Below are 18,686 nucleotides of genomic sequence, written 5' to 3'. Positions count from 1 at the left end.
GAAGGCCACGAAAGGATGACCGCGCAAGACGAAGGTTGCGCAGAGTTATACGAAGGTGTGCGGCGCCATCTGACGGCGACGCAGGTGAATTATGATTAGATGCTCGCTGAAGTATCTGCCATCAGGTCGATGCTGGCGAACAGGCGGTGGCCTCTGAAGAGGCTTGGTCATCCACGGGAACGGTGAATTGGAATGACATCCCATGTCCCGCATTCGGTGCGGCCCAGATGCGGCCGCCGTGAGCTTCGATGATCGAGCGGCATATGGACAGGCCCATGCCCATGCCGTTTTCTTTGGTCGTGTAAAAGGCGGTAAATAGCTCTTCCGCTGGCTTCGATCCGATGCCGCAGCCGCAATCCTCTACAACAACCAGAACCGTTCCCGATTGAGAGGCGGTCTGTGCAGTTAAAATGCGAGGCCGCTCGTGTGTCTTCGCCATGGCCTGCAACCCGTTCATCATCAGATTGACGATGACCTGCTGCAGCTGAATTCGATCGCCCGTCACCATGGGTATGCCTTCTCCAAGCACCATCCGCAGCGTGACGTGGTTGGTCAGGGCCTCATGCCTGACGAGGCGGGCGACATCCCGCACGAGTTCATTGATATCGAGCTTGACGACGTCGGGCTTCGCCTTCTTCGCGAACTGACGGACTCGCTGGATGACCTCAGCCGCCCGATTAGCCTCGCTGACAATGCCCGACAGACTGGAGAGAGCTTCTTCCATGTCGGGCTTTTCGCGTTTCAACCAGCGCTGCCCGGCCTGACCCAGCGTGACGATGGCGGCCAGCGGCTGGTTCACCTCATGCGCGATCGACGCACTGATCTCACCTAATGTGGCGACGCGCGCAGCATGAGCAAGGTCGGCTTGAGCTGATTGCAGCGCCGCCTGGGCGTGACGCGTGCCCGTGACATCCATCAGCGCTCCGACGATTTCCTCTTCGCCGGATCCATACGCCACGCGACAGGCACGGATGTGAAGATGGCGCAAAGCTTTGTCATGAGACGTGAGCAGCCTCGTCTCAAAGTCAAATTCCCGCTCCCCGTTGACGGCACGCTTGATCTGCTGCTTGACGAATTCGCGGTCATCTTCGTGCACCTGGTCGAACATCAGTCCGATCGTTGGCGCCGCGCTAAGATCAACCCCGAGGATTTGATAGGCCTCTTTCGACCAGATCATTTCGTTTGTCGTGGGCTTCCAGGCGAAGCTTCCCGTATGACTTAGGCGCTGCGCGTCATCGAGATAGGCTTGGCTGCGCAAGACAGCAAGTTCTGCACTCTTTAGCTCTTCAATGTCTGTATTCGTGCCGTACCACTTGATGATTTGACCTTGAGCGTCGCGTCTCGCCTGAGCGCGAAAAAGCATCCAACGATACACGCCGTCAAACCGGCGCATCCGTGCTTCGTCTTCGAACAGCTCGCCGGTCTGCAGGCACTGCTGATAGTGCTCCAGCATGCGCTCGAGATCGTCCGGGTGAAATACGCATTTCCAGCTCCAGCCCTGTGCATCGGCCAGCGCAAGGCCCGTGTAATCCAGCCAGCGCTTATTGAGATATTCCGCAGACCCATCCGGCCGGCATATCCATCCCAATGTCGGAATGGTATCGATGAACAACCGCAGCTCGAGTTCCTGCTGCCGGCGCTCTTCCTCAATTCGCTTGCGTTCTGAAATATCGTTATTGGTTTCGAGAATCGCCACCGGCCTGGACTTGTTGTCCCGCTGCAGCGACCAACGGCTCGAGATTTCGATCTGGTGTCCGTCCTTATGCGTGCGGACGATTTCGCCTTCCCAGCGGCCGGTGCGGTAAAGCTCAGCCGTCAGGTCAGCCAGAGGAATGGGATAGATAGTGTGCAACAGGTTTTCAGAAGCCTGCCCGAGCGCGTCTTCCTTCGTCCAGCCATAGAGCTGCGTCGCGCCGAAGTTCCAGAAAGTGATGCAATCATCGATCTTGCGAACGAACACGCCGTCATGTGTCAATTCAAGCAGGCCGGCCTGTTCACGCGAGGTCTTCGCAGCCTCTTGTGTTTTTAACGCAATAAGCGTCGTCAGCAGGATTGCGCAAAGGCTGCCGACGCACCGCATGAGCGGCCCAAGCTCGTGTTGAGAACCGTGCTGAATAGCGTAGGCCAGAACCGTCAGCGCCATGCATCCGAAACCAATGGCAAGTAGCCCTTGGCGTTCGGTTAGCCGTGCAGCCAAAACCACGACGACCGAGTAGAGAGCCGCGGCCGCAATTCCCAGCGGCGTGTAGATATCGACCACAAAGATGCCGGCAGCGATCAAAAGCGCCGCAATGGTCATCAAGCGCGGAGAGTCCGATACGCTGACGTCCGGTTTTGGAGCGTAGCTGAACCAGTCTTTCATTGAGCAGCTCGGCTATGAGGAACTTGCACATGTGGTGGAAGGGCCCGTCCATAAGGCCATGAACGGGCGAGGCGCGAAACGGCACCGGCTCAGCAAGGTTAAAAGCCAATAGGAAGTTTTGCTATAGCCGAAAGCGTTCGATTGTCAGTGCAGCGGCCGAGAGGCCGTCGGCGGACGAATGTCAGCCGGCGTGCTGTAAAACAATGATTTACGCGGGCCGAGTCGTCGCGCGCCTGGATGTAGACGAAGGTATGATCCGGCAATCCGCATGAGCGATTTCGAGAGGCGCCGAGCTCTTCTAGCTTCGCGCCATGTCAGCTCAATGAGGATGCTACCATGCTTGCAACTGATAAAACGAGCGGCAGCGTAAAATCGCTGGCCGCACAACGCCCTAAGTTCGAGAGTGAAAACGGTTCGATTGCGAGCGTGGACGCGTCGGTCCTGCCCGTCATGAAGCGCCTTTCAATTCGGCGTTTGCTCCTGTCGCCATTGGGCGTCCGGGAACCGCACTGGCACGCGAACGCCCAGGAACTCGGCTACTGCCTTCGCGGCAACGCGCTGATGACGATCGCCGATAGCCACAGCGTCCGTCACAGCTTCACGGTTTCGCCGGGCGAGATGTTTTTCGTGCCGAGCGGTGCTCTGCATCACATCGAGAACATTGGCAGCGACGAGGCGGAATTCATCCTCGCATTCTCTCACGAGAAGCCGGAGGATTTCGGCATTTCCGGTTCGTTCGGCGCGATGACGGATTCGGTTCTTGCCAATACCTACAATCTGAAGACCGAGGCCTTCAGCCAGTTCAAGCGCTCGACGAAGGACACCTATATCGGCAGCCGCTCAACCAAGACGGTCATCGAAGAGCAGGCGCGCCATCCCGATCCGTTGCACTACAACCTTGAGGCAACGCCGGCGCAAATCACCGGCGAAGCCGGCTCCGCCCATACGGCCAAGAAGGAGCTGTGGCCAGCGCTTAAGAACGTCTCGATGTTCTCGGTCCGCATTACCGACGTGGGAATGCGCGAGCCCCATTGGCACCCGGAAACCGCTGAGATGGGCTACATTGCAGGTGGCCGCGGCCGCATCACCATTCTGAGTCCTGGAGGAAGTACTGAGACCTTCGAGATTTCTGAAGGCGACACGTACTTCATTCCGCCCGCCTACCCGCATCACATTGAAAATCTGGGCAGCGATACGCTGCACCTCCTGATCTTCTTCGATCAGCCGACTCCGGGTGATGTCGGGTTCCAGACGCTCCCGAGCTGCTATTCGCGCGAAGTTCTTGAAGCAGCCTTCGGCGTCAGCGGCAGCGCATTGCCGGAATTTCCGCTGATCCCGGTCGATCCACTCATCGTGCCCCGTGGCAATCCCATTTCACCGCCGGGTTGATCCCCTTCGGGGCGCCGCGCGCAGTGGCGCCCTCTTGCAGCAATCATCCGGAACCCGGGAGAGGCCGCTATGACCGCCGCCGCCAATCGCTTGCCGATCGCATTTGCGGGCTTTCCACTTGCAGCCTGGGCATTCGCAATACGGACGTGGGCCTCGATGGTCCTCGCTCTCTACGTTGCATTCTGGCTGCAATTGGAATCGCCGTCGACAGCAGCGCTCACGGTTGCAGTCCTCGCCTTTCCGTGGCGCGGCCAGGGACTGGAGAAGGCAGCTTACCGCGTGCTTGCGACGATTGTCGGGCTGATAGCCTCGATCGTGATCGTCGGTCTCTTCGCCCAGACCGGATGGCTATTGATTGCGGTGCTCGCGGCTTGGATCGGCATCTGTGTCTATGCGTCTTCGCTGCTCGACGGCTTCCGAAGCTACGCCGCCGTGCTTGGCATCATCACGGTCTGCCTCGTTGCCATCGAGCCGCTGGACACGCCGCAAACCGTTTTCGACCTCGCGCATGAGCGAGGCGCCGGAATCCTGATCGGCATCCTGTCGGTGATGTTCGTCAACGACATCCTCTTTGCGCCAGACTACTTCCCCGAGATAGCTGCGCGTCTCCAAGCGCTGCAGGCTAAGGTGGCGGCGCTCGCAGGCTCTGCGCTCCGCGGCGTCAGCATTTCGCCAGAGGCGGCCGTGGCGCTCTTGCGGGATATCACGGCGCTCCGCCCTGAGATTTCGAGCCTCTCTACCGAGACCAGCATTGGACCTGCCCGAGGCGCAGCCGCCCGGACGGCGATGGTCGATCTGGTGGCCGAGCTGCAGGCAAGCCGCAGCCTCGCGGCTTTGACGGGCTCGCCGAACTCGGCATCCCGTGTATCCAGCCTTGCTTTGGATTGGCTGTCTTCCGAGCTGCGCCAGAGCGGCCGTGATGTCGAGGCCAGCATCGAAGCCCTGCGGGACGGCACCGCCCCGCGCGATCCGCACCGCGCGCCGTTGTATCGTTCGCGTCGGATCGCCTTAGCGAATGCTGTGAGGGCTAGCGTCTATTTCGTTCTGGGCGCCGTCGCACTTGCCATATTGGGATGGCCGTCGACGAGCGTTGCGCTGGCATTCGTCGGGATCCTGATTGGGCTCTCCGCCATGTCGCCAAATCAGAACGCGGCCACCGTCCTTGCTTTCGTCGCCGTTCCTGTCGGCTGTCTTTTCGCCGGCATCCTCGAATTCGTAGTGCTCGATGGCGTAACGGATTTTCCGCTGCTTGCGATCGGCTTGCTGCCGTTCACGGTCCTTTGCGCCCTGATCATGAGCATTCCCAATCCGGCGTCCGTGTCTTTGGGACGTGCCCTATTGGTCTTCACAATCGCTGTCTTTTCGCCGAGCAACCCGCAGGCCTACAACCCGCAATCATTCCTCTTCGCCTGCGTATTCCTAGGCACCGCGGCAGTTCTGCTCTTCATCTGTCAGCTTTTCCTGCCGCCGCTATCCGACGAGCAAAAGTTGAAGATCCTCTTGACCGAAGCCCGTCAGGATGCGGTGCCGGCGGTGCTTGCCAAGCACGGCCAGCACGGCCGCCACGATGCGATGTTCCGCGAAGCCGTGCGCATGAGCCAGATCGTTGCCGCCGCCGGAGAAGAAGCGCCGCTTATCAAGAAGGCATTGGGCTACTTTGATGGTGCCGCGGCTCTGCGGCTGGCCGCAGCCGCCTTGGAGATGTTGCCAGAGGACTTGAGTGGCGACCTTCGTGAAAGAGCAGCCTTTGCTGTTGCCGAAGGCGATGGGCAGGCGATCCTCGCCGTATCCGATGCAATCATTTCGTCTGCAACTGACAACAGCCGATCAATTGATGACGCAGTCGCAGCTCTTGCCGCGGCGGGTGAACTTCTCGCTCTGGCGGCTCCCAAAAAGGAGGACGCCCCATGACACCAGTCTTCAACGAACTTGTCATTGGCGGCGTCATGCTAGCCCCGGTCGTTTCGTCTGTCGTGATGACGGTCGTGATCATGCTCGTCTTGAGGCCCATCCTGCGCCGCATCGGTTTCGCACGACTATTTGCGAGCCCGGCAATCGCAGAATTCAGCCTCTGCATCGCAATTTTCAGTCTTCTAACTTTAAGCATGTAGGGAGGTTACGATGGAATCTGCTCTTATCGACCGGGCGGAAACGCAATTGCGGGCCGCCCCCGCAAACAAGAATGCAAGCCCTCGCCGCAAGTTGTCATGGATGCCGGTTGCGGCGGCGCTGACGTGGAGATCCCGTTTTCTAACCGCCGGAAAAATACTCGCGACGCTAGCCGTTGCAGGCATCGCATTGGTGCTCGCAGCAATGACGTGGCAATACTACGTGCAATCGCCCTGGACGCGAAACGGTGCTGTGCGCGTGCAGGTCGCGAACATTGCACCGCAGGTATCCGGCCAAATCATCGAGCTGCCGGTTTCCGACAATCAATTCGTCCACAGGGGCGATTTGCTCTACGTCATTGATCCGTTCGACTTTGAGGTTGCCGTCCGCAATGCACAGGCGGAAGTCGACCAGCGAGCGGCGGACTTGCAGGTCAAGCAGGCACAATCCACGCGTAGAGCAGAGCTGTCAGCCGATGCGACGACGCCGGAAGAGCAGCAGGTTTTTGCTGGCAGTGCCGCACAGGCAAAGGCCGCCTACGACTCCGCAACACAGCAGCTCGCGCTTGCCAAGCTCAATCTGAAGAGAACGCGCGTAACAAGTCCAGTGAACGGCTACGTGACGAACCTGCTTCTGCGCGTCGGCGATTTCGCAGTGACGGGATCGAGCAACGTATCGGTTGCAGATTCCGACAGCTTCTGGATCGACGGCTACTTCGAAGAAACAAAGCTATCGCAGGTCTGCCTCGGAGATCGTGTCGAAGCGAAGCTGATGAGCTATCCTCAGCCCATCACGGGCCACGTTGAGACGATCACACGCGGTATCAGCGTTTCTAACGCAGCCGGCGGCACGCAGGGTCTGCCGAGTGTCGATCCGATTTACACTTGGGTGCGGCTTGCTCAGCGCATTCCCGTGCGGATCGCGATCGACAATGTGCCGGCCGGCGTGCCGCTTGTCTCGGGTATGACCGCCACGGTGACCGTTGATCCGCCGGGCGCAGCCGAACATCAGAGCTGGTTCGATATGACCAAAGCGCGCCTTGGTAACCTCAGCCAGTTCTTCGATCCACCTATGTCGCGGCCGAACTGCCTCGGATCAGAACTGCAGGGTCGGCCCGCTTCTGAAGCGCTCGCGCCCGAGCAACTGGGTCCAACCCCCGCCGCCAAGAAGATCGTTCCGGGTCTGGTGCCTGGCATCGATAAATCGCCGCGCATCGATTGAAAGGATTTGCGACGCATTACGCATCATTCGCCAAGCGGAACACACAACAAGCCGGAGGGTTAGAAAAGCAGGTGGCAGAACAGCCTGCGTAACAGATTGATGGCGTTGGACAATGGAACGGCAACTTCAAATCACCTTCAGGGGTATGGCGACCTCCCCGGCGCTCGAGGCGCTGATCGTCGAGCGGGTAGGCAAGCTCGAAAAACTTTATCCGCGTCTGACTGGATGCCGCGTTGTCGTTGAGGTGCCGCACAGGAAATCGGAGTCGGCGAAGGTCCCAATCGCTATTTCGGTTGAAGCGGATGTTCCGGGACGTCCTCACCCCATTATCGGCAAGGACGAAGAAGAACGGCGCGAGGCAAAGGAAGATCATACGGCCGCTTTGAACAATGCGTTCGAGGCCGTCGAGCGCCAACTCGACAAGATTTCGAACATGCGCAGCCGTGAGGTGACGGCACATGCTGCCGATGGTCAAAGTGGAATGGTCGTTCGAATCTTTCCTGATCAGAATTACGGGTTCATCGAAGTCGATAACTCGCCCGAGCTTTACTTCACAAGCAACGCCGTCGTTGGCGGCGAATTTCAGGAACTCAAGGTCGGCACGATGGTGCAGGTGACGCGCGCCACGGACGAAGGCCCAATGGGCCCGCAGGCGAGCTCTGTTCGATTGCTCGACCGAAGCAGGGCCCCAGCCTGACTATCTTGAAAAATCCTAATGGCGGCTGCTGACGTGCAGCCGCCATTTTTTCGATAAAAGAAATCCGTTTGAAATTATATTGGCGGCAGAGGCGGCGCCGGATCTCCTAGCGGGACGTCGAAACCAAGTCTCTCCAGACCCTCCGCCCATAAATCGGCGACGAGCGGCTCACTCAAGAGATATTGGTCGACGGGCATCCCTGTGCTTTCTACCGCCGTCTCTTTTGTGGTCTGCCATTCTTCCGGCTCGGCGTCTCCGCGGCCCGTCAATAACAGCGCGACCAGCTCAGACTGCTCTTCAGGCGATAGCCCACGGATCTCCTGGCGTATCGCTGTGCGCGTCAGATCCCCGGGCGTTTCCTGCAGCATGTCGATCGCCTGGTCATCAGTAGCGTTCGATCCGCTGTCGGCATCGGTTTCAGCTTCGCGGCCTTGGATGGCACGCATTCTAACGATCAGCTGTCCGATGTAATCGGCGGGCAATGTGAGTTCCGGCATGGTGAGCTTCCTGTTGTGGCGATCAAGAACGGTCACTCATCGGCTCGGGTTCCTTCTGCCGGCTAGGCATCGAACGTAACGCTGCCGGATGACGCCTGCGACGTAGGGCGGCGAGAGATCACAACGCGCGGCCAGGGAGACTGCGGGAGGATCAAGCTCAGGCCTCGCCAAATCAGGAACCGCTGCCCCAGCGGGACGTTCGTCCCTTACATCGAAACGCGAGGTCATCAGATGGGTGCACCAATCATGCTGACGCTGAGCGTGCTGGCTCCTCTCGTGCTTGGGGTTGCGCTCTATCTGGGCATCGCCAGAGAGGTCGCGAGGCTGGAGCACCCGTCTCGAAACACTAGGCAACAATAAAATGTCCAAAGAACCATCAAAGCATCCGACCCCCGAACATAATCGCGGCGGTTACAACCCCATTCCCGGAAAGTCGGAACGCCATGATCAGGTTGGGCCGCAGCCCACATCGGGTGACCCGGACAAGGCCAAGGATGAAGCAAAAGACAAGCCTTGGACCAAGACGGAAAAGACGGGACAGAACCGCTAAATCCGCCCGACTGACACTGAACTGATGTTGGAAGCAGAAGGCCCTCCGGGCGGGACTTTCCCTCCTGCCCAACCGGTCAAGGCGCGTTTGAAGTGCCCAAGCCGCTCGTCAAAGATCGATCAGCTTCTGCGGCGGCACACCGCCCAACGCCTTTTTCAAGGTTTCGCGCGTGATGCGCAGGATCGCCTCCCGGCTTTGCTCGGCTTGACAATCCATGGCTTGGCTTACGTAGAAGTCCGCTTGAAATAGCGCGTCTTCGAGTTCGTTGACGCGTGCGCGAAAGAGGGTGGCTTCTGTGTCCATTGGTCGACCTCTTGCCTGAACCAATCCTGTAAGCGTGTACGTGCGGCGTGGTTCCACCGGTCCGCCGCATCTTGATGAAGTTTCCAAGCGTCTTTGCATGGATTCAATGACTTGCCCTGCTATATTTTTTGATGTGCCGCTGGTTCACCCCGGCAAGCGCCTCTGAAATAGCAGCGATATCGGCGGCTAATGTCATGCAGCAGTCGGAGAAGGGCACCAGTTGAACCTCAATACACCGTCGCACGGCCCGGCGCTGCCACTGCAAGGTGAGACACCACTGCTAACCGTTCGTGGCTTGCACAAATCGTATGTGACACCCCAGGGGGCGCTCGCAGTCCTAAAAGGTGTTGATCTGACTTTGGAAACTGGCTCAAGCTTGGCGCTACTGGGGGAATCTGGCAGCGGCAAGAGTACGCTTTTGCACCTCATCGCCGCGCTCGACGAGGTCGACGCTGGCGAGATCTGGCTCGACGGAATATCGATGACCGGCTTATCCGAGACGAAGCGTGCCGCACTGCGCCGCGAAAAACTCGGGATCGTTTTCCAGCAGCTGAACCTCATTCCGAGCCTGACCGTGCATGATAACCTCGAGTTTCATGCACGCATCACGGGCCGCTTCGATACCGCTTGGCAGAACGAGCTCGTCGAGAGGCTAGGCCTGAAATGCCTCACCGATCGTTATCCCGAACAGCTCTCGGGCGGCCAGCAGCAACGTGTGGCTGTCGGAGGCGCGTTGGCCGCGCGCCCGCGCCTTTTGCTGGCGGACGAACCAACAGGCAATCTCGATGAAGCGACCGGCGACGAGGTGCTGAACCTCGCCCTCGATCTCGTTCATGCCACAGGCTGCGCGTTTCTCATGGCGACGCACAGTCATCGGCTTGCAAAAAGACTGGACCGCCAAGTCACTCTGACATCGGGAGTGCTTGCAACATCGTGAAACGTTGGCTGTGGCCATTTCTGACGCTCATCAGCCATTGGCGCCGTCACCCGGCCAATTTGGCAACGCTCTTAGTCGGCCTCGCGGTTGCGACAGCGCTCTGGAGCGGCGTGCAGGCGCTCAACCAGCAGGCGCTCCGAAGTTATGAGCGTGCGACAACGGCATTGGGTATAGGCGATACGAAGAACCTATTGCCCACGCGCGACAGCCTTTTTCCGCAAGACCTTTACGTCAAGCTGCGGCTCGCGGGCTGGAAGGTATCGCCGGTCCTCGAAGGCAACATTCGGATTGGCGGCCAGACCTTTCAGCTGATCGGCATCGAACCTTTGACGCTGCCGCACCAAAGCCGGCTCGTCGGCGTGAAGGATGCGGGCAGCATAGAACGCTTTCTGAAGCCACCATCTCAGACGCTTGTTTCAAACGAAACGCGCCGCCGCTTGGGGCTCGCCGAAGGCGACAGGCCCGCAACGGAAAGCGGGCAACGGCTACCGCCGCTCACGCCGTCTGCCGAAACGCCGCCCGGGCCGCTCGTCGTCGACATCGGTGTTGCACAACGCGTTCTCAACCAGCCGCAGCGGCTCTCAAGGCTGATCGTGGCGGCAGACCCGGCGGCCGGTGCACCGTCCCTCTCTGAGATCACAGGCGGGCAGCTTCGCCTTGTCGAGCCTCAGAGCGAAGGCGACCTCGCGCGCCTGACGGATAGCTTCCACCTGAACCTCACGGCCTTTGCACTGCTCGCATTCCTCGTGGGGCTCTTCATTGCCCACGCCTCGTTTGGGCTGGCGTTCGAGCAACGGCTGCCGATGATACGAACGATGCGAGCGGTCGGCGTGTCGGCGCGCACGGTCGTGTCCGTCATGCTCGTCGAGCTTGTGGCGTTGGCGCTGGTCGCCGGTGCGGCCGGAATGATCGGCGGCTATCTGATCGCCGCGACTTTGCTGCCGGATATGGCGGCAAGCCTCGGCGGGCTTTATGGAGCACGCGTCCCGGGACAGCTCACGCTTGAAGCCAAGTGGTGGCTATCAGGGCTCGGCATGGCGCTCCTTGGAACCTTCGCCGCAACTGTTGCGGGCTTGTACAAGACGTATCGGCTGCCGGTTTTGTCCATCGCCCATGCGTGTGCGGTCCGAGAGGCGCAAGAAAGATATCTGCGCCGCCAGGCTCTCATGGCATGCATCGGCCTCTTGATCGCGGTCATCGCATTCTTCTTCGGCGACAGCTTGCTGGCGGGCTTCGTCATGATGGCTGGCGTGCTGATTGGATCGGCGCTTTTACTGCCTCTTGCGCTCGCCAGCTTTTTGAGAGCCGCAGAACGCAGAGCGCACGGCGCGCTGGCCGGCTGGTTTTGGGCGGATAGCCGGCAGCAGCTATCCAGCCTATCACTCGCATTGATGGCACTGCTCATCGCTCTAGCGACGAACGTCGGAGTTGGCACGATGGTTGATGGCTTCCGCAAAACGTTCACCGCTTGGCTCGATCAACGCCTCGTCGCCGAAGTCTACTTCGAAGCGGCAAACACTGCCGATGCTCGGCGGATTCAAGCGTGGCTCGAGAAGCGGCCGGAGGTAAGCGCGATACTTCCGGCGTGGAGAACCGAAACACGTCTTGCGGGTCTGCCGGTGGAGGTCTTCGGCTTCAAAGATCATGCGACCTACCGCGAGCATTTTCCTCTGCTTTCAGCGACCGGCGCCGTTTGGGACGATGTACGTCGCGGAGAAGGCGTGCTCGTCAGCGAACAGCTGGCCCGGCGCATGAAATTGCCGCTTGGATCCACTCTGCAAATACCGGCATCGAGCGGCAGTTGGAGCCCGAAGGTCGCCGGCATTTATCCCGATTACGGCAATCCAAAAGGACAAGTTAGGGTGAACGTCGATGCGCTCACATCGCGTTGGCCCGAGGTGCCGCAGACGGCCTATAGCTTACGCGCGGAACCACAAGCCGTGCCATCACTGCTGGCTGCTATGCGCGCCGAATTCGGGAATGCCATCGTGCGCAGCCTCGATCAGGCAACACTGAAATCTCTTTCGACGGAGATATTCGAGAAGACATTCGCTGTGACTGCAGCCCTCAACACGCTGACCCTTATGGTCTCGGGCATTGCGTTGCTTGCCAGCCTGCTCACGCTTGGAAATATCCGTCTGGCGCAGCTCGCGCCAATATGGGCCATTGGCGTCACGCGACGGCGATTGTCCGAGCTGGAGCTGATGAGGATCCTGTTTCTCGCGGCCGCGACCGCTCTCATGGCAATTCCTCTCGGCCTTGTCTTGGCTTGGTGCTTGGTGGCGGTCGTCAATGTTCAGGCGTTTGGCTGGCGGCTGCCGCTTCACGTTTTTCCGGGACAATGGCTGCTGATCTTTCTTCTGGCGCTCGTGACAGCCTTCGTCGCGTCCATCATCCCGATCATTCGTCTCGGCCGGACGCCGCCCGCAGACCTGCTCAGGATTTTCGCCAGTGAACGTTAGGCCCTCACAATCGATTGCCGCCGCGCTGCTATTGGCTTTTGCGGGCCTCGGCGCCCACGCTGAAGGCTTTGCTGGACTTGGGCGCGATGCCGGAAACTTCGCCGAGGTGGTACCCGGAAGAAAGCTCATGTTCCCCGCTGACTTGGGCGCCCATCCCGATTTCCGGATCGAGTGGTGGTATCTGACAGCCAATCTTAACGACGACGCAGGCAATGCCTACGGCGTGCAGTGGACCCTCTTCAGGCAGTCGATTGAGCCGGGTTCCGAGCGGCAAGGATGGGACAATCAGCAGGTGTGGATGGCGCACGCAGCTGTGACGAGTGCGGATGAGCATCTCGCTTCGGAGACGCTCGCGCGCGGCGGCATCGGGCAGGCAGGGGTCACCGCAGCGCCCTTCCGCGCCTGGATCGATAATTGGAGCTTCGTAAGCACCGATATAGCTGCGAGCGGTGGGCTTTCTCGCTCTAAAGTCTCAGCCAGCGGGGCAAACTTCAGCTACGAACTCAACCTCGCAGTAGACCGGCCACTCGTTGAGCACGGCGAACAGGGGTTCAGCGTCAAGTCCGACCGTGGACAGGCGTCCTACTACTACAGCCAGCCATTCTTCACTGCCGAGGGCCTTCTTACGATTCATGGCCGGCCGGTTCGCGTCGCCGGACAAGCCTGGATGGACCGTGAATGGAGCAGCCGGCCTCTGGCTGCGGATCAGAAGGGATGGGACTGGTTTTCGCTTCACCTGAGTAGCGGCGAGAAGCTGATGATATTTCGCCTGCGGTCGGAAAAAGACAAACCGTTTACTGCCGGCACCTGGATCTCAGCCGACGGAACACCAAAAGCGCTTCAGCCGGGCGCTATTGTAATGCGCCCGCTATCGGACAGCGTGATCCGCGATCGCAAGATCCCGACGGCTTGGCAGATCGAAGTCAAGAGTCGTGGCCTCGATATTCAAACGGCTGCCTTAAACAAAGACAGCTGGATGGCAACGAGCATTCCCTACTGGGAAGGCCCGGTGCGTATTGCCGGCTCGCACGAGGGCCGCGGATACCTGGAACTGACCGGATATTGATGGACGCACATCCGAACCTCATTCGAAGAGCCTCCTATAAATGGTCCGCGCATCGTGCTCGGTCGCTCCCCCGGCCAAGATCGACGGCTGAACCGGCGCCGACGAGTAGACCACCTGGACGCCGAGCGAGCGCACAGCATCGCAGAAAGTAATCGTCTCCCGATCCGTATCGAAGTCGACCACCACCGCGTCGACCTTCTTGCGCTCGACCATCTTCAATGCGGAGGCAAAATTGCTGAAGACGTGCGCAGTGTCACCCGCGCGCGTCAGGCAGTTTCTCAAGCCCACGCCCGATGTGCGACTTGGATCGACGATAACGATCGATTTTGAAGTCATGCACCCAACCTTTTTACTCTGAGGGAATTTCAAACAGAAATGGGCGCGGGTAGAAACCTGCCATGGCCCGCACCCCATCAGCCGATGCCTGCGCGCCGGCTAGGATATCCGGCACAAAAATCTCGCGGTGTCCCTAAGCGCGAAGGTAGCCCGTCGCATTCTCTTCACTGTCCAAGTCCTGAAGCTCGGCAGCCGCGCGAGCAATGATCTCCGGCTCGGCGTGATGCACCATGTGCCCCGTGTCCGGCACGACGTAAATTTCGCTATTGGGCAGCAGTTCGTGCAGGCGCTGGGAGTGCTTGTCCGTAGCTACGATCCGGTCATCTTCTCCTGCGATCAGACGCACAGGAACATCGACATCTGTGTAATGTGGCTGTAGCCGCGCCGCCGCTCGCTGCATCATCCACGTATCGTCCGCGACGGCTTTCAGTTGGCTTGGGCGCGCGGCAAGTTCAATGGGGTAGGCCCGAAGAAAACGTTTTGAGACCGGGCGCGGCGCAAAGATTCGCCGGAAGATCAGAGGCGCCGAGAGCCGCGCGATCAACGGCCACACCGTGTTCGTCACTATGCGGCCAAGCACCGGTGTCGCAGCTGGTGCAGCCAAGAGGGCGTCCAGCCTGAACTCGGGAAAGTAAAAGCCCGATAGCAGGACGAGACCTGAAACCTTTTCCCGATGCTGAAGAGCCAGCGCTAAAGCGACCAGCGTCGCCCAGGAATGAGCAACGACGACGGCCCGTTCGATACCCAGGGTGTCCAAAAGCTTGGCGATCTGGTCAGCTTCTAACTCCGGCGTCCATGTCGTCTCGGCATCGCGCGGCGTCGCACCAAATCCTGGACGATCAAGCGCAATGACGTGGTGGCGCTCGGCCAAACGCATTAGCAGTTGGCTGGAGAGAAGATCCTGCAGCATCCCGCCATTGCCATGAAGTACGAGGACCGGAGGACCCTCGCCACACTCGAAGACCTGGAGTTCATGGCCTTCCACATGGACTTTGCGCCCCACGGGCATGAAGCGCGCTTCCGCCCTGTGCGTCAGATAGCGGACGGCGACGGCGGACGCGAGGAGACCTGCTATGCCGCCCCAAAGGATGCGGCTCGTCAGAAGCGATTTTCGATCACGCATGAGCACCTGCGTTCTTTCCGTAGCGGGTTCACCTATGTAAGCAGCTGTGGCGCCGCTTTCGCAGCAGCCGGGCAAGCGAAAGCAGATCGCGTTCAGGCGAATTCCAGCACCACAGGATTTTTCAGCCGCGCGGGTATTCTCCTGAGGTCGTAGGCCAGGGATCCAGCGTCCCCTTTGTTCCGCCAAGAAAGGCGGGCCAATCCAGCGACGATCAGCTTAAGCGTTTCCACCGTAATCCATTCGCCTGCGCACCGGTGACCATTTGCATGCGCTCCGCCCCCCTGCTGGAGGATCGCGGATTGGAACGCATCCTGCCCGATGAAGCGATCGGGGATGAACGCGTGCGGATCACGCCAGATGCGCTCATCGTAATGAATCCCATAGATGTCGATAATCGTGAGAACGCCCTTCGGAATGATGTAGTCGTTCCCCTCCAAGTCGCGGCACGGCCGAGCGCCGAGCACGGGCGTGAAGGGACAGTAGCGCCTCAACTCGTGTACGAAGCTCTCGAGAAATGCATCGTCATCGAGCTCCGGCCGGTAAACGGGATTGATGATAAGCACCGCGGCTGCAAGCTCGGCAAAATAGGTGACCGCCATGATGGGCCGGATGCAATTCAGCAGCTCAACGCCTGCCACATCGTCTGGAAGAAGGCGTCCGTCTACATCGCGGTAGGCCGCAACGATGTGTAAGGCAGAGTTTTCCCGCGCCGGTATCGTCCTACTGCGAACCCCGTGAATCAGCTGCGAAGCCCATCGCTCCCGGCGTGAGCGTGCCATGCGCCCGCGCCAGTGAAGCGGGCCAACCGCAGCGAAGGAGTCGACCATCTGAAAAAGGTCGTCGCAGAGACCGGCGTCGACTTCGGAAGTTGGAACGCCTGCAAACTCGCAACTGCTGCCGCAGAGAATGGAACGCACCGCATCGAAAAAGACGGTTCCTTTACTCTTATCGCGCGTCCAATCCGAGACAGCGGCTTCCCAGTGACGTGTAAATATTTCCCGGAATTCTGTGATCCTGTGCGGGCCCAGGGCTTGCAGGAACATGGCCTTTCTCAACCTTTGCGGCTCACCATCCAGGCTGTGAATACCGCCGTCTCCAAGCAGCGTGCGCCGGATGCGCCGCGGCAACACGGCCTCGCGCTTGAACAGCTTCGGATCGAAGAAAGGTTCCACGGCGTCAGGTCCGCCGATGCAAACGGCCTTCTCAAGCATCAAGCGGCAGGAGAAAGCATCCGCGCCCACCTGCCGGCGCCGGTCGGACGCGAACGTGTAGCCCTCAGTGAAAAGGGAAAGCGTACTATCTGGTGCGTGAAGCCTTGGCGGCTCTCGCATTGTCCTGAGCATGTATCACCTGATGAAGCCATTGCAGAAACGGCCGCAAAGGCGATCAGGTTCCTGCTCCGGAGTGCCGGCCCGGCTGCCCGCCTGAGCAGCGGTTAGCTACGCCGTAACGGGTGCGGTGTTTGCCGCAGGCTCGATGCTATCCTGGTCGGCAGGATTGGCGAAGGTCAGGTGCCAGATGATGCCGGAGGGCCGGCACTCCATATTGGCCTGGCCATGGTGACCGGCAATGAGCCGCTCGATCAGAAATGTGCCGAAGCCTACCTTTTCGGGCGGAGTGGGAGCGGGCCCGCCGTCTTCCGCCCAGCGGAGGTACGAGCTTTGACCGTGGGCGCCCCAGGTAATGCTGACCCTGCCAACATCGGTGGACCACGCTCCATATTTTAGAGCGTTGGTCGCAAGTTCGTGGACAACCATACTGAGGGTTTTCGCAAGGTCGCCAGGGACGGCCATTTGCGTGCCGTCCAGCGTCAGACGATCCACTTCATAGACGGTGAGTTCACGGGCAAGGAGGTCGCGCAACGCAATTGGAGCGACCTCAGCTTCGAGCATGAGCTCCTCACCCAGCTTCAAAGCGGCGACGCGACCGATGATCTTGCGCGCCTGAGCGGGATCATGACGAAGGCTTTGCGAGATGATGGCCGACAGCACCGCCAAGCTGTTCTTGGAGCGATGGCTGAGCTCGCGCATGAGCAGCTCATTCTTGGACTTCGCGGCCCGCAGGCGCTCCACCATCCGGCGATATAGGTGGCCAATCCAGATGATGACGGCGCCGACGGCCACATAAAGCGCAATATTGAGGACGTCGACGAAAGACATCAGAGCGAATGATCGGGTGGGAGAAATGAAAGCCCACGAAAACAAAATGGTAGATATGAATAGGCTCATAATGCCGCATCGGAATCCGGCAATAAGAGTTGCGGCAAGAACGGCGGGGAAGCAGACGGCAAAAACAAGAACGCGCTCGCCAGCAAAACCCAAGAGCCACCGGACGATGAAGGCCACGCTGACGAGACCGCCGGCCAGCAGAAAGTCCGCGAGAACGGCCATTCCAGCTGGGCGCTCAGCCACGTCAGACCGCCCCAGGTTCCAGAGCTGGTGCGAAAATCTGAGCATATAGGCAACGGTCCTCGATAAGGACCCGCCTTCGAAGGCGGGATCAGCACGGCAGACAATTTGGAAGCAGCGGCAGCCTCAGTCAGCCTGCCCGGCTATTTACCGGCTGATTGCGCTGAATATAGGCATGTTGAATACGCCTACGTCTTATCAAATGATAATGGAGCAAAATGAAATTTGGGTAGTTTATCGGATATCATGCCGAAGAACACCCGACCTAATAAAGAGAGCGTCCATGACTTGCTGTTCAAGAAGGCAAGCGAACACGCGACGCTGACCTCAGCGGACGAGGCGGCACTACGAAGTCTCCCCTTTGAAAGGAGAAGTCTCTCGTCGGAAGAGGATGTCGTCTGCCAGTGGGACAGACCCCGTAAGGCCGTGTTGGTTCTGGACGGGATGATGGCCCGTTATCACACCATGCAAAATGGTGACCGGCAGTATCTCTCCTTCCACATTGCGGGTGACATGCCAGACATACAGTCTGTCTTTCTCGATATGATGGACCACTCGCTGTGTGCGTTGAATGCCGGAGAGATCGCTTTGTTCCGGCATGACAGCCTCACAAAGCTGTTTCTCAAGCGCCCTGGCGTGACCTTTGCATTATGGCGCACGACATTAGTGGACGCCGCAATCTTCCGGCAGATGATCACGAACAACAGCTCCAGAGATCCTGCCTCTCGCCTCGCTCACTTCTGCTGCGAGCAATATTTTCGCGCGCGCCACGCAGGTCTCGCCGATGGCGACTCCTGCAGCCTCCCGCTAAATCAGATCCAACTTGGGCAAACGCTTGGGATTTCCCACATCTCGATCAATCGCGCTCTCCAGAGGCTCCGCAAAGACGGTCTGCTGGATCTGCGAAGTGGCAAGCTGACGATATTCAATTGGAAGGCTCTTGTTCGCCTTTCAGAATTTGACCCGGTCTACCTGCACGTGGATAAGGAATCGGAAGTATCGAAGACCGCATTCCGCGGCCGATAGCCCTGAAAGAAGAAGCGCGCTATGGCGCCGGGTTCGCGCGGCTCAGAAGCACAGAGCCTCAGCCGGCACCGCCGCCTTTTCCACCACTCCAATTCATCCTGTTCGCGCAAGTATTCCTCCCGCCACATCCGGCCGCACGTAAGGAACTGTATCTGAAGGGTTCAGTTCGCCAGTTACCTAGGTCCAATCGGTGAGCGAGC

At 59.4% G+C, this 18,686-nt stretch carries 18 protein-coding genes; 11 read left to right on the top strand and 7 right to left on the bottom strand.

What is annotated here, in order from left to right:
* Positions 1-121: 121 nt before the first annotated feature.
* Positions 122-2,362 carry a PAS domain-containing protein gene (locus tag VFG26_RS10625; RefSeq protein WP_325025047.1) on the bottom strand — a complete coding sequence of 747 codons (2,241 nt, stop codon included), beginning with the start codon at positions 2,360-2,362 and terminating at the stop codon, positions 122-124.
* A 336-nt stretch (positions 2,363-2,698) separates the two neighbouring features.
* Between VFG26_RS10625 and VFG26_RS10620 the strand changes: the two genes are divergently transcribed.
* The 5 genes from VFG26_RS10620 to VFG26_RS10600 all read left to right on the top strand — a co-directional run bounded on the left by VFG26_RS10620 (position 2,699) and on the right by VFG26_RS10600 (position 7,778).
* A complete protein-coding gene (locus VFG26_RS10620) occupies positions 2,699-3,751 on the top strand; it encodes a cupin domain-containing protein (RefSeq protein WP_325025045.1) in 1,053 nt (350 codons plus the stop codon).
* A gap of 69 nt (positions 3,752-3,820) precedes the next feature.
* Positions 3,821-5,662, top strand: a complete 1,842-nt coding sequence (locus VFG26_RS10615; RefSeq protein WP_325025043.1) for an FUSC family protein — start codon at positions 3,821-3,823, stop codon at positions 5,660-5,662.
* Positions 5,659-5,862, top strand: a complete 204-nt coding sequence (locus VFG26_RS10610) for a DUF1656 domain-containing protein (RefSeq protein ID WP_325025041.1) — start codon at positions 5,659-5,661, stop codon at positions 5,860-5,862. Before VFG26_RS10615 ends, VFG26_RS10610 begins: the two co-directional genes overlap by 4 nt.
* A gap of 10 nt (positions 5,863-5,872) precedes the next feature.
* The gene (locus VFG26_RS10605) at positions 5,873-7,081 is read left to right on the top strand and encodes a biotin/lipoyl-binding protein (RefSeq protein ID WP_414653277.1); all 1,209 of its coding nucleotides are present in this window, start codon (positions 5,873-5,875) and stop codon (positions 7,079-7,081) included.
* 112 nt (positions 7,082-7,193) lie between these two features.
* Complete coding sequence (locus tag VFG26_RS10600; RefSeq protein ID WP_325025039.1) at positions 7,194-7,778, top strand: HPF/RaiA family ribosome-associated protein; 585 nt, start codon at positions 7,194-7,196, stop codon at positions 7,776-7,778.
* Between the two features lie 74 nt (positions 7,779-7,852).
* Here VFG26_RS10600 and VFG26_RS10595 read toward each other — a convergent pair whose 3' ends face one another.
* Entirely contained in the window at positions 7,853-8,311 is a 459-nt protein-coding gene (locus VFG26_RS10595; RefSeq protein WP_325025037.1) for a DUF3775 domain-containing protein, read from the bottom strand.
* A gap of 325 nt (positions 8,312-8,636) precedes the next feature.
* Between VFG26_RS10595 and VFG26_RS10590 the strand changes: the two genes are divergently transcribed.
* Complete coding sequence (locus VFG26_RS10590) at positions 8,637-8,825, top strand: hypothetical protein (RefSeq protein WP_325025035.1); 189 nt, start codon at positions 8,637-8,639, stop codon at positions 8,823-8,825.
* Between the two features lie 108 nt (positions 8,826-8,933).
* Here the strand turns inward: VFG26_RS10590 and VFG26_RS10585 are convergent, their stop codons facing one another.
* Entirely contained in the window at positions 8,934-9,128 is a 195-nt protein-coding gene (locus VFG26_RS10585; RefSeq protein ID WP_325025033.1) for a hypothetical protein, read from the bottom strand.
* 277 nt (positions 9,129-9,405) lie between these two features.
* Here VFG26_RS10585 and VFG26_RS10580 point away from each other — a divergent pair, with 277 nt between their 5' ends.
* From VFG26_RS10580 to VFG26_RS10570, 3 genes are read left to right on the top strand one after another with little or no spacing between them, the layout of a single operon-like run.
* Positions 9,406-10,065 (top strand): ABC transporter ATP-binding protein, encoded by a 660-nt coding sequence (locus tag VFG26_RS10580; RefSeq protein ID WP_325025079.1) that lies wholly within the window; start codon positions 9,406-9,408, stop codon positions 10,063-10,065.
* Positions 10,062-12,527: an ABC transporter permease gene (locus tag VFG26_RS10575; RefSeq protein WP_325025031.1), complete on the top strand. Its 2,466-nt coding sequence runs from the start codon at positions 10,062-10,064 to the stop codon at positions 12,525-12,527. The genes VFG26_RS10580 and VFG26_RS10575 overlap by 4 nt, the downstream gene beginning before the upstream one ends.
* Positions 12,517-13,593 carry a lipocalin-like domain-containing protein gene (locus VFG26_RS10570; RefSeq protein ID WP_325025029.1) on the top strand — a complete coding sequence of 359 codons (1,077 nt, stop codon included), beginning with the start codon at positions 12,517-12,519 and terminating at the stop codon, positions 13,591-13,593. Before VFG26_RS10575 ends, VFG26_RS10570 begins: the two co-directional genes overlap by 11 nt.
* Positions 13,594-13,611: 18 nt before the next feature.
* Here the strand turns inward: VFG26_RS10570 and VFG26_RS10565 are convergent, their stop codons facing one another.
* The 3 genes from VFG26_RS10565 to VFG26_RS10555 all read right to left on the bottom strand — a co-directional run bounded on the left by VFG26_RS10565 (position 13,612) and on the right by VFG26_RS10555 (position 15,651).
* The gene (locus VFG26_RS10565; RefSeq protein ID WP_325025027.1) at positions 13,612-13,929 is read right to left on the bottom strand and encodes a hypothetical protein; all 318 of its coding nucleotides are present in this window, start codon (positions 13,927-13,929) and stop codon (positions 13,612-13,614) included.
* A 133-nt stretch (positions 13,930-14,062) separates the two neighbouring features.
* Positions 14,063-15,052 (bottom strand): alpha/beta hydrolase, encoded by a 990-nt coding sequence (locus VFG26_RS10560; RefSeq protein WP_325025025.1) that lies wholly within the window; start codon positions 15,050-15,052, stop codon positions 14,063-14,065.
* 92 nt (positions 15,053-15,144) lie between these two features.
* The gene (locus tag VFG26_RS10555) at positions 15,145-15,651 is read right to left on the bottom strand and encodes a cytochrome P450 (protein ID WP_325025023.1); all 507 of its coding nucleotides are present in this window, start codon (positions 15,649-15,651) and stop codon (positions 15,145-15,147) included.
* Positions 15,652-15,843: 192 nt separating this feature from the next.
* Between VFG26_RS10555 and VFG26_RS10550 the strand changes: the two genes are divergently transcribed.
* Positions 15,844-16,491, top strand: a complete 648-nt coding sequence (locus tag VFG26_RS10550) for a hypothetical protein (protein WP_325025021.1) — start codon at positions 15,844-15,846, stop codon at positions 16,489-16,491.
* On the opposite strand, the gene VFG26_RS10545 is transcribed toward VFG26_RS10550, so the two are convergent.
* On the bottom strand, positions 16,492-17,442 hold the full coding sequence (locus tag VFG26_RS10545; RefSeq protein ID WP_325025019.1) for a sensor histidine kinase: 951 nt from the start codon (positions 17,440-17,442) through the stop codon (positions 16,492-16,494).
* 264 nt (positions 17,443-17,706) lie between these two features.
* On the opposite strand from VFG26_RS10545, the gene VFG26_RS10540 reads away from it, so the two are divergent.
* A complete protein-coding gene (locus VFG26_RS10540) occupies positions 17,707-18,486 on the top strand; it encodes a Crp/Fnr family transcriptional regulator (protein ID WP_325025017.1) in 780 nt (259 codons plus the stop codon).
* Positions 18,487-18,686 lie beyond the last annotated feature (200 nt).

It is taken from the genome of Hyphomicrobium sp. (assembly GCF_035687085.1).
In the GTDB taxonomy this organism is placed as follows: Bacteria; Pseudomonadota; Alphaproteobacteria; order Rhizobiales; family Hyphomicrobiaceae; genus Hyphomicrobium_B.
This window is presented reverse-complemented; position numbering and strand designations above follow the sequence as displayed.

Coding starts and splice junctions, on each gene's coding strand:
- VFG26_RS10625 (WP_325025047.1), bottom strand. CDS start 2,362: ATGAAAGACTGGTTCAGCTACGCTCCAAAACCGGACGTCAGCGTATCG.
- VFG26_RS10620 (WP_325025045.1), top strand. CDS start 2,699: ATGCTTGCAACTGATAAAACGAGCGGCAGCGTAAAATCGCTGGCCGCA.
- VFG26_RS10615 (WP_325025043.1), top strand. CDS start 3,821: ATGACCGCCGCCGCCAATCGCTTGCCGATCGCATTTGCGGGCTTTCCA.
- VFG26_RS10610 (WP_325025041.1), top strand. CDS start 5,659: ATGACACCAGTCTTCAACGAACTTGTCATTGGCGGCGTCATGCTAGCC.
- VFG26_RS10605 (WP_414653277.1), top strand. CDS start 5,873: ATGGAATCTGCTCTTATCGACCGGGCGGAAACGCAATTGCGGGCCGCC.
- VFG26_RS10600 (WP_325025039.1), top strand. CDS start 7,194: ATGGAACGGCAACTTCAAATCACCTTCAGGGGTATGGCGACCTCCCCG.
- VFG26_RS10590 (WP_325025035.1), top strand. CDS start 8,637: ATGTCCAAAGAACCATCAAAGCATCCGACCCCCGAACATAATCGCGGC.
- VFG26_RS10585 (WP_325025033.1), bottom strand. CDS start 9,128: ATGGACACAGAAGCCACCCTCTTTCGCGCACGCGTCAACGAACTCGAA.
- VFG26_RS10565 (WP_325025027.1), bottom strand. CDS start 13,929: ATGACTTCAAAATCGATCGTTATCGTCGATCCAAGTCGCACATCGGGC.
- VFG26_RS10560 (WP_325025025.1), bottom strand. CDS start 15,052: ATGCGTGATCGAAAATCGCTTCTGACGAGCCGCATCCTTTGGGGCGGC.
- VFG26_RS10555 (WP_325025023.1), bottom strand. CDS start 15,651: ATGGCGGTCACCTATTTTGCCGAGCTTGCAGCCGCGGTGCTTATCATC.
- VFG26_RS10545 (WP_325025019.1), bottom strand. CDS start 17,442: ATGGCCGTTCTCGCGGACTTTCTGCTGGCCGGCGGTCTCGTCAGCGTG.
- VFG26_RS10540 (WP_325025017.1), top strand. CDS start 17,707: ATGCCGAAGAACACCCGACCTAATAAAGAGAGCGTCCATGACTTGCTG.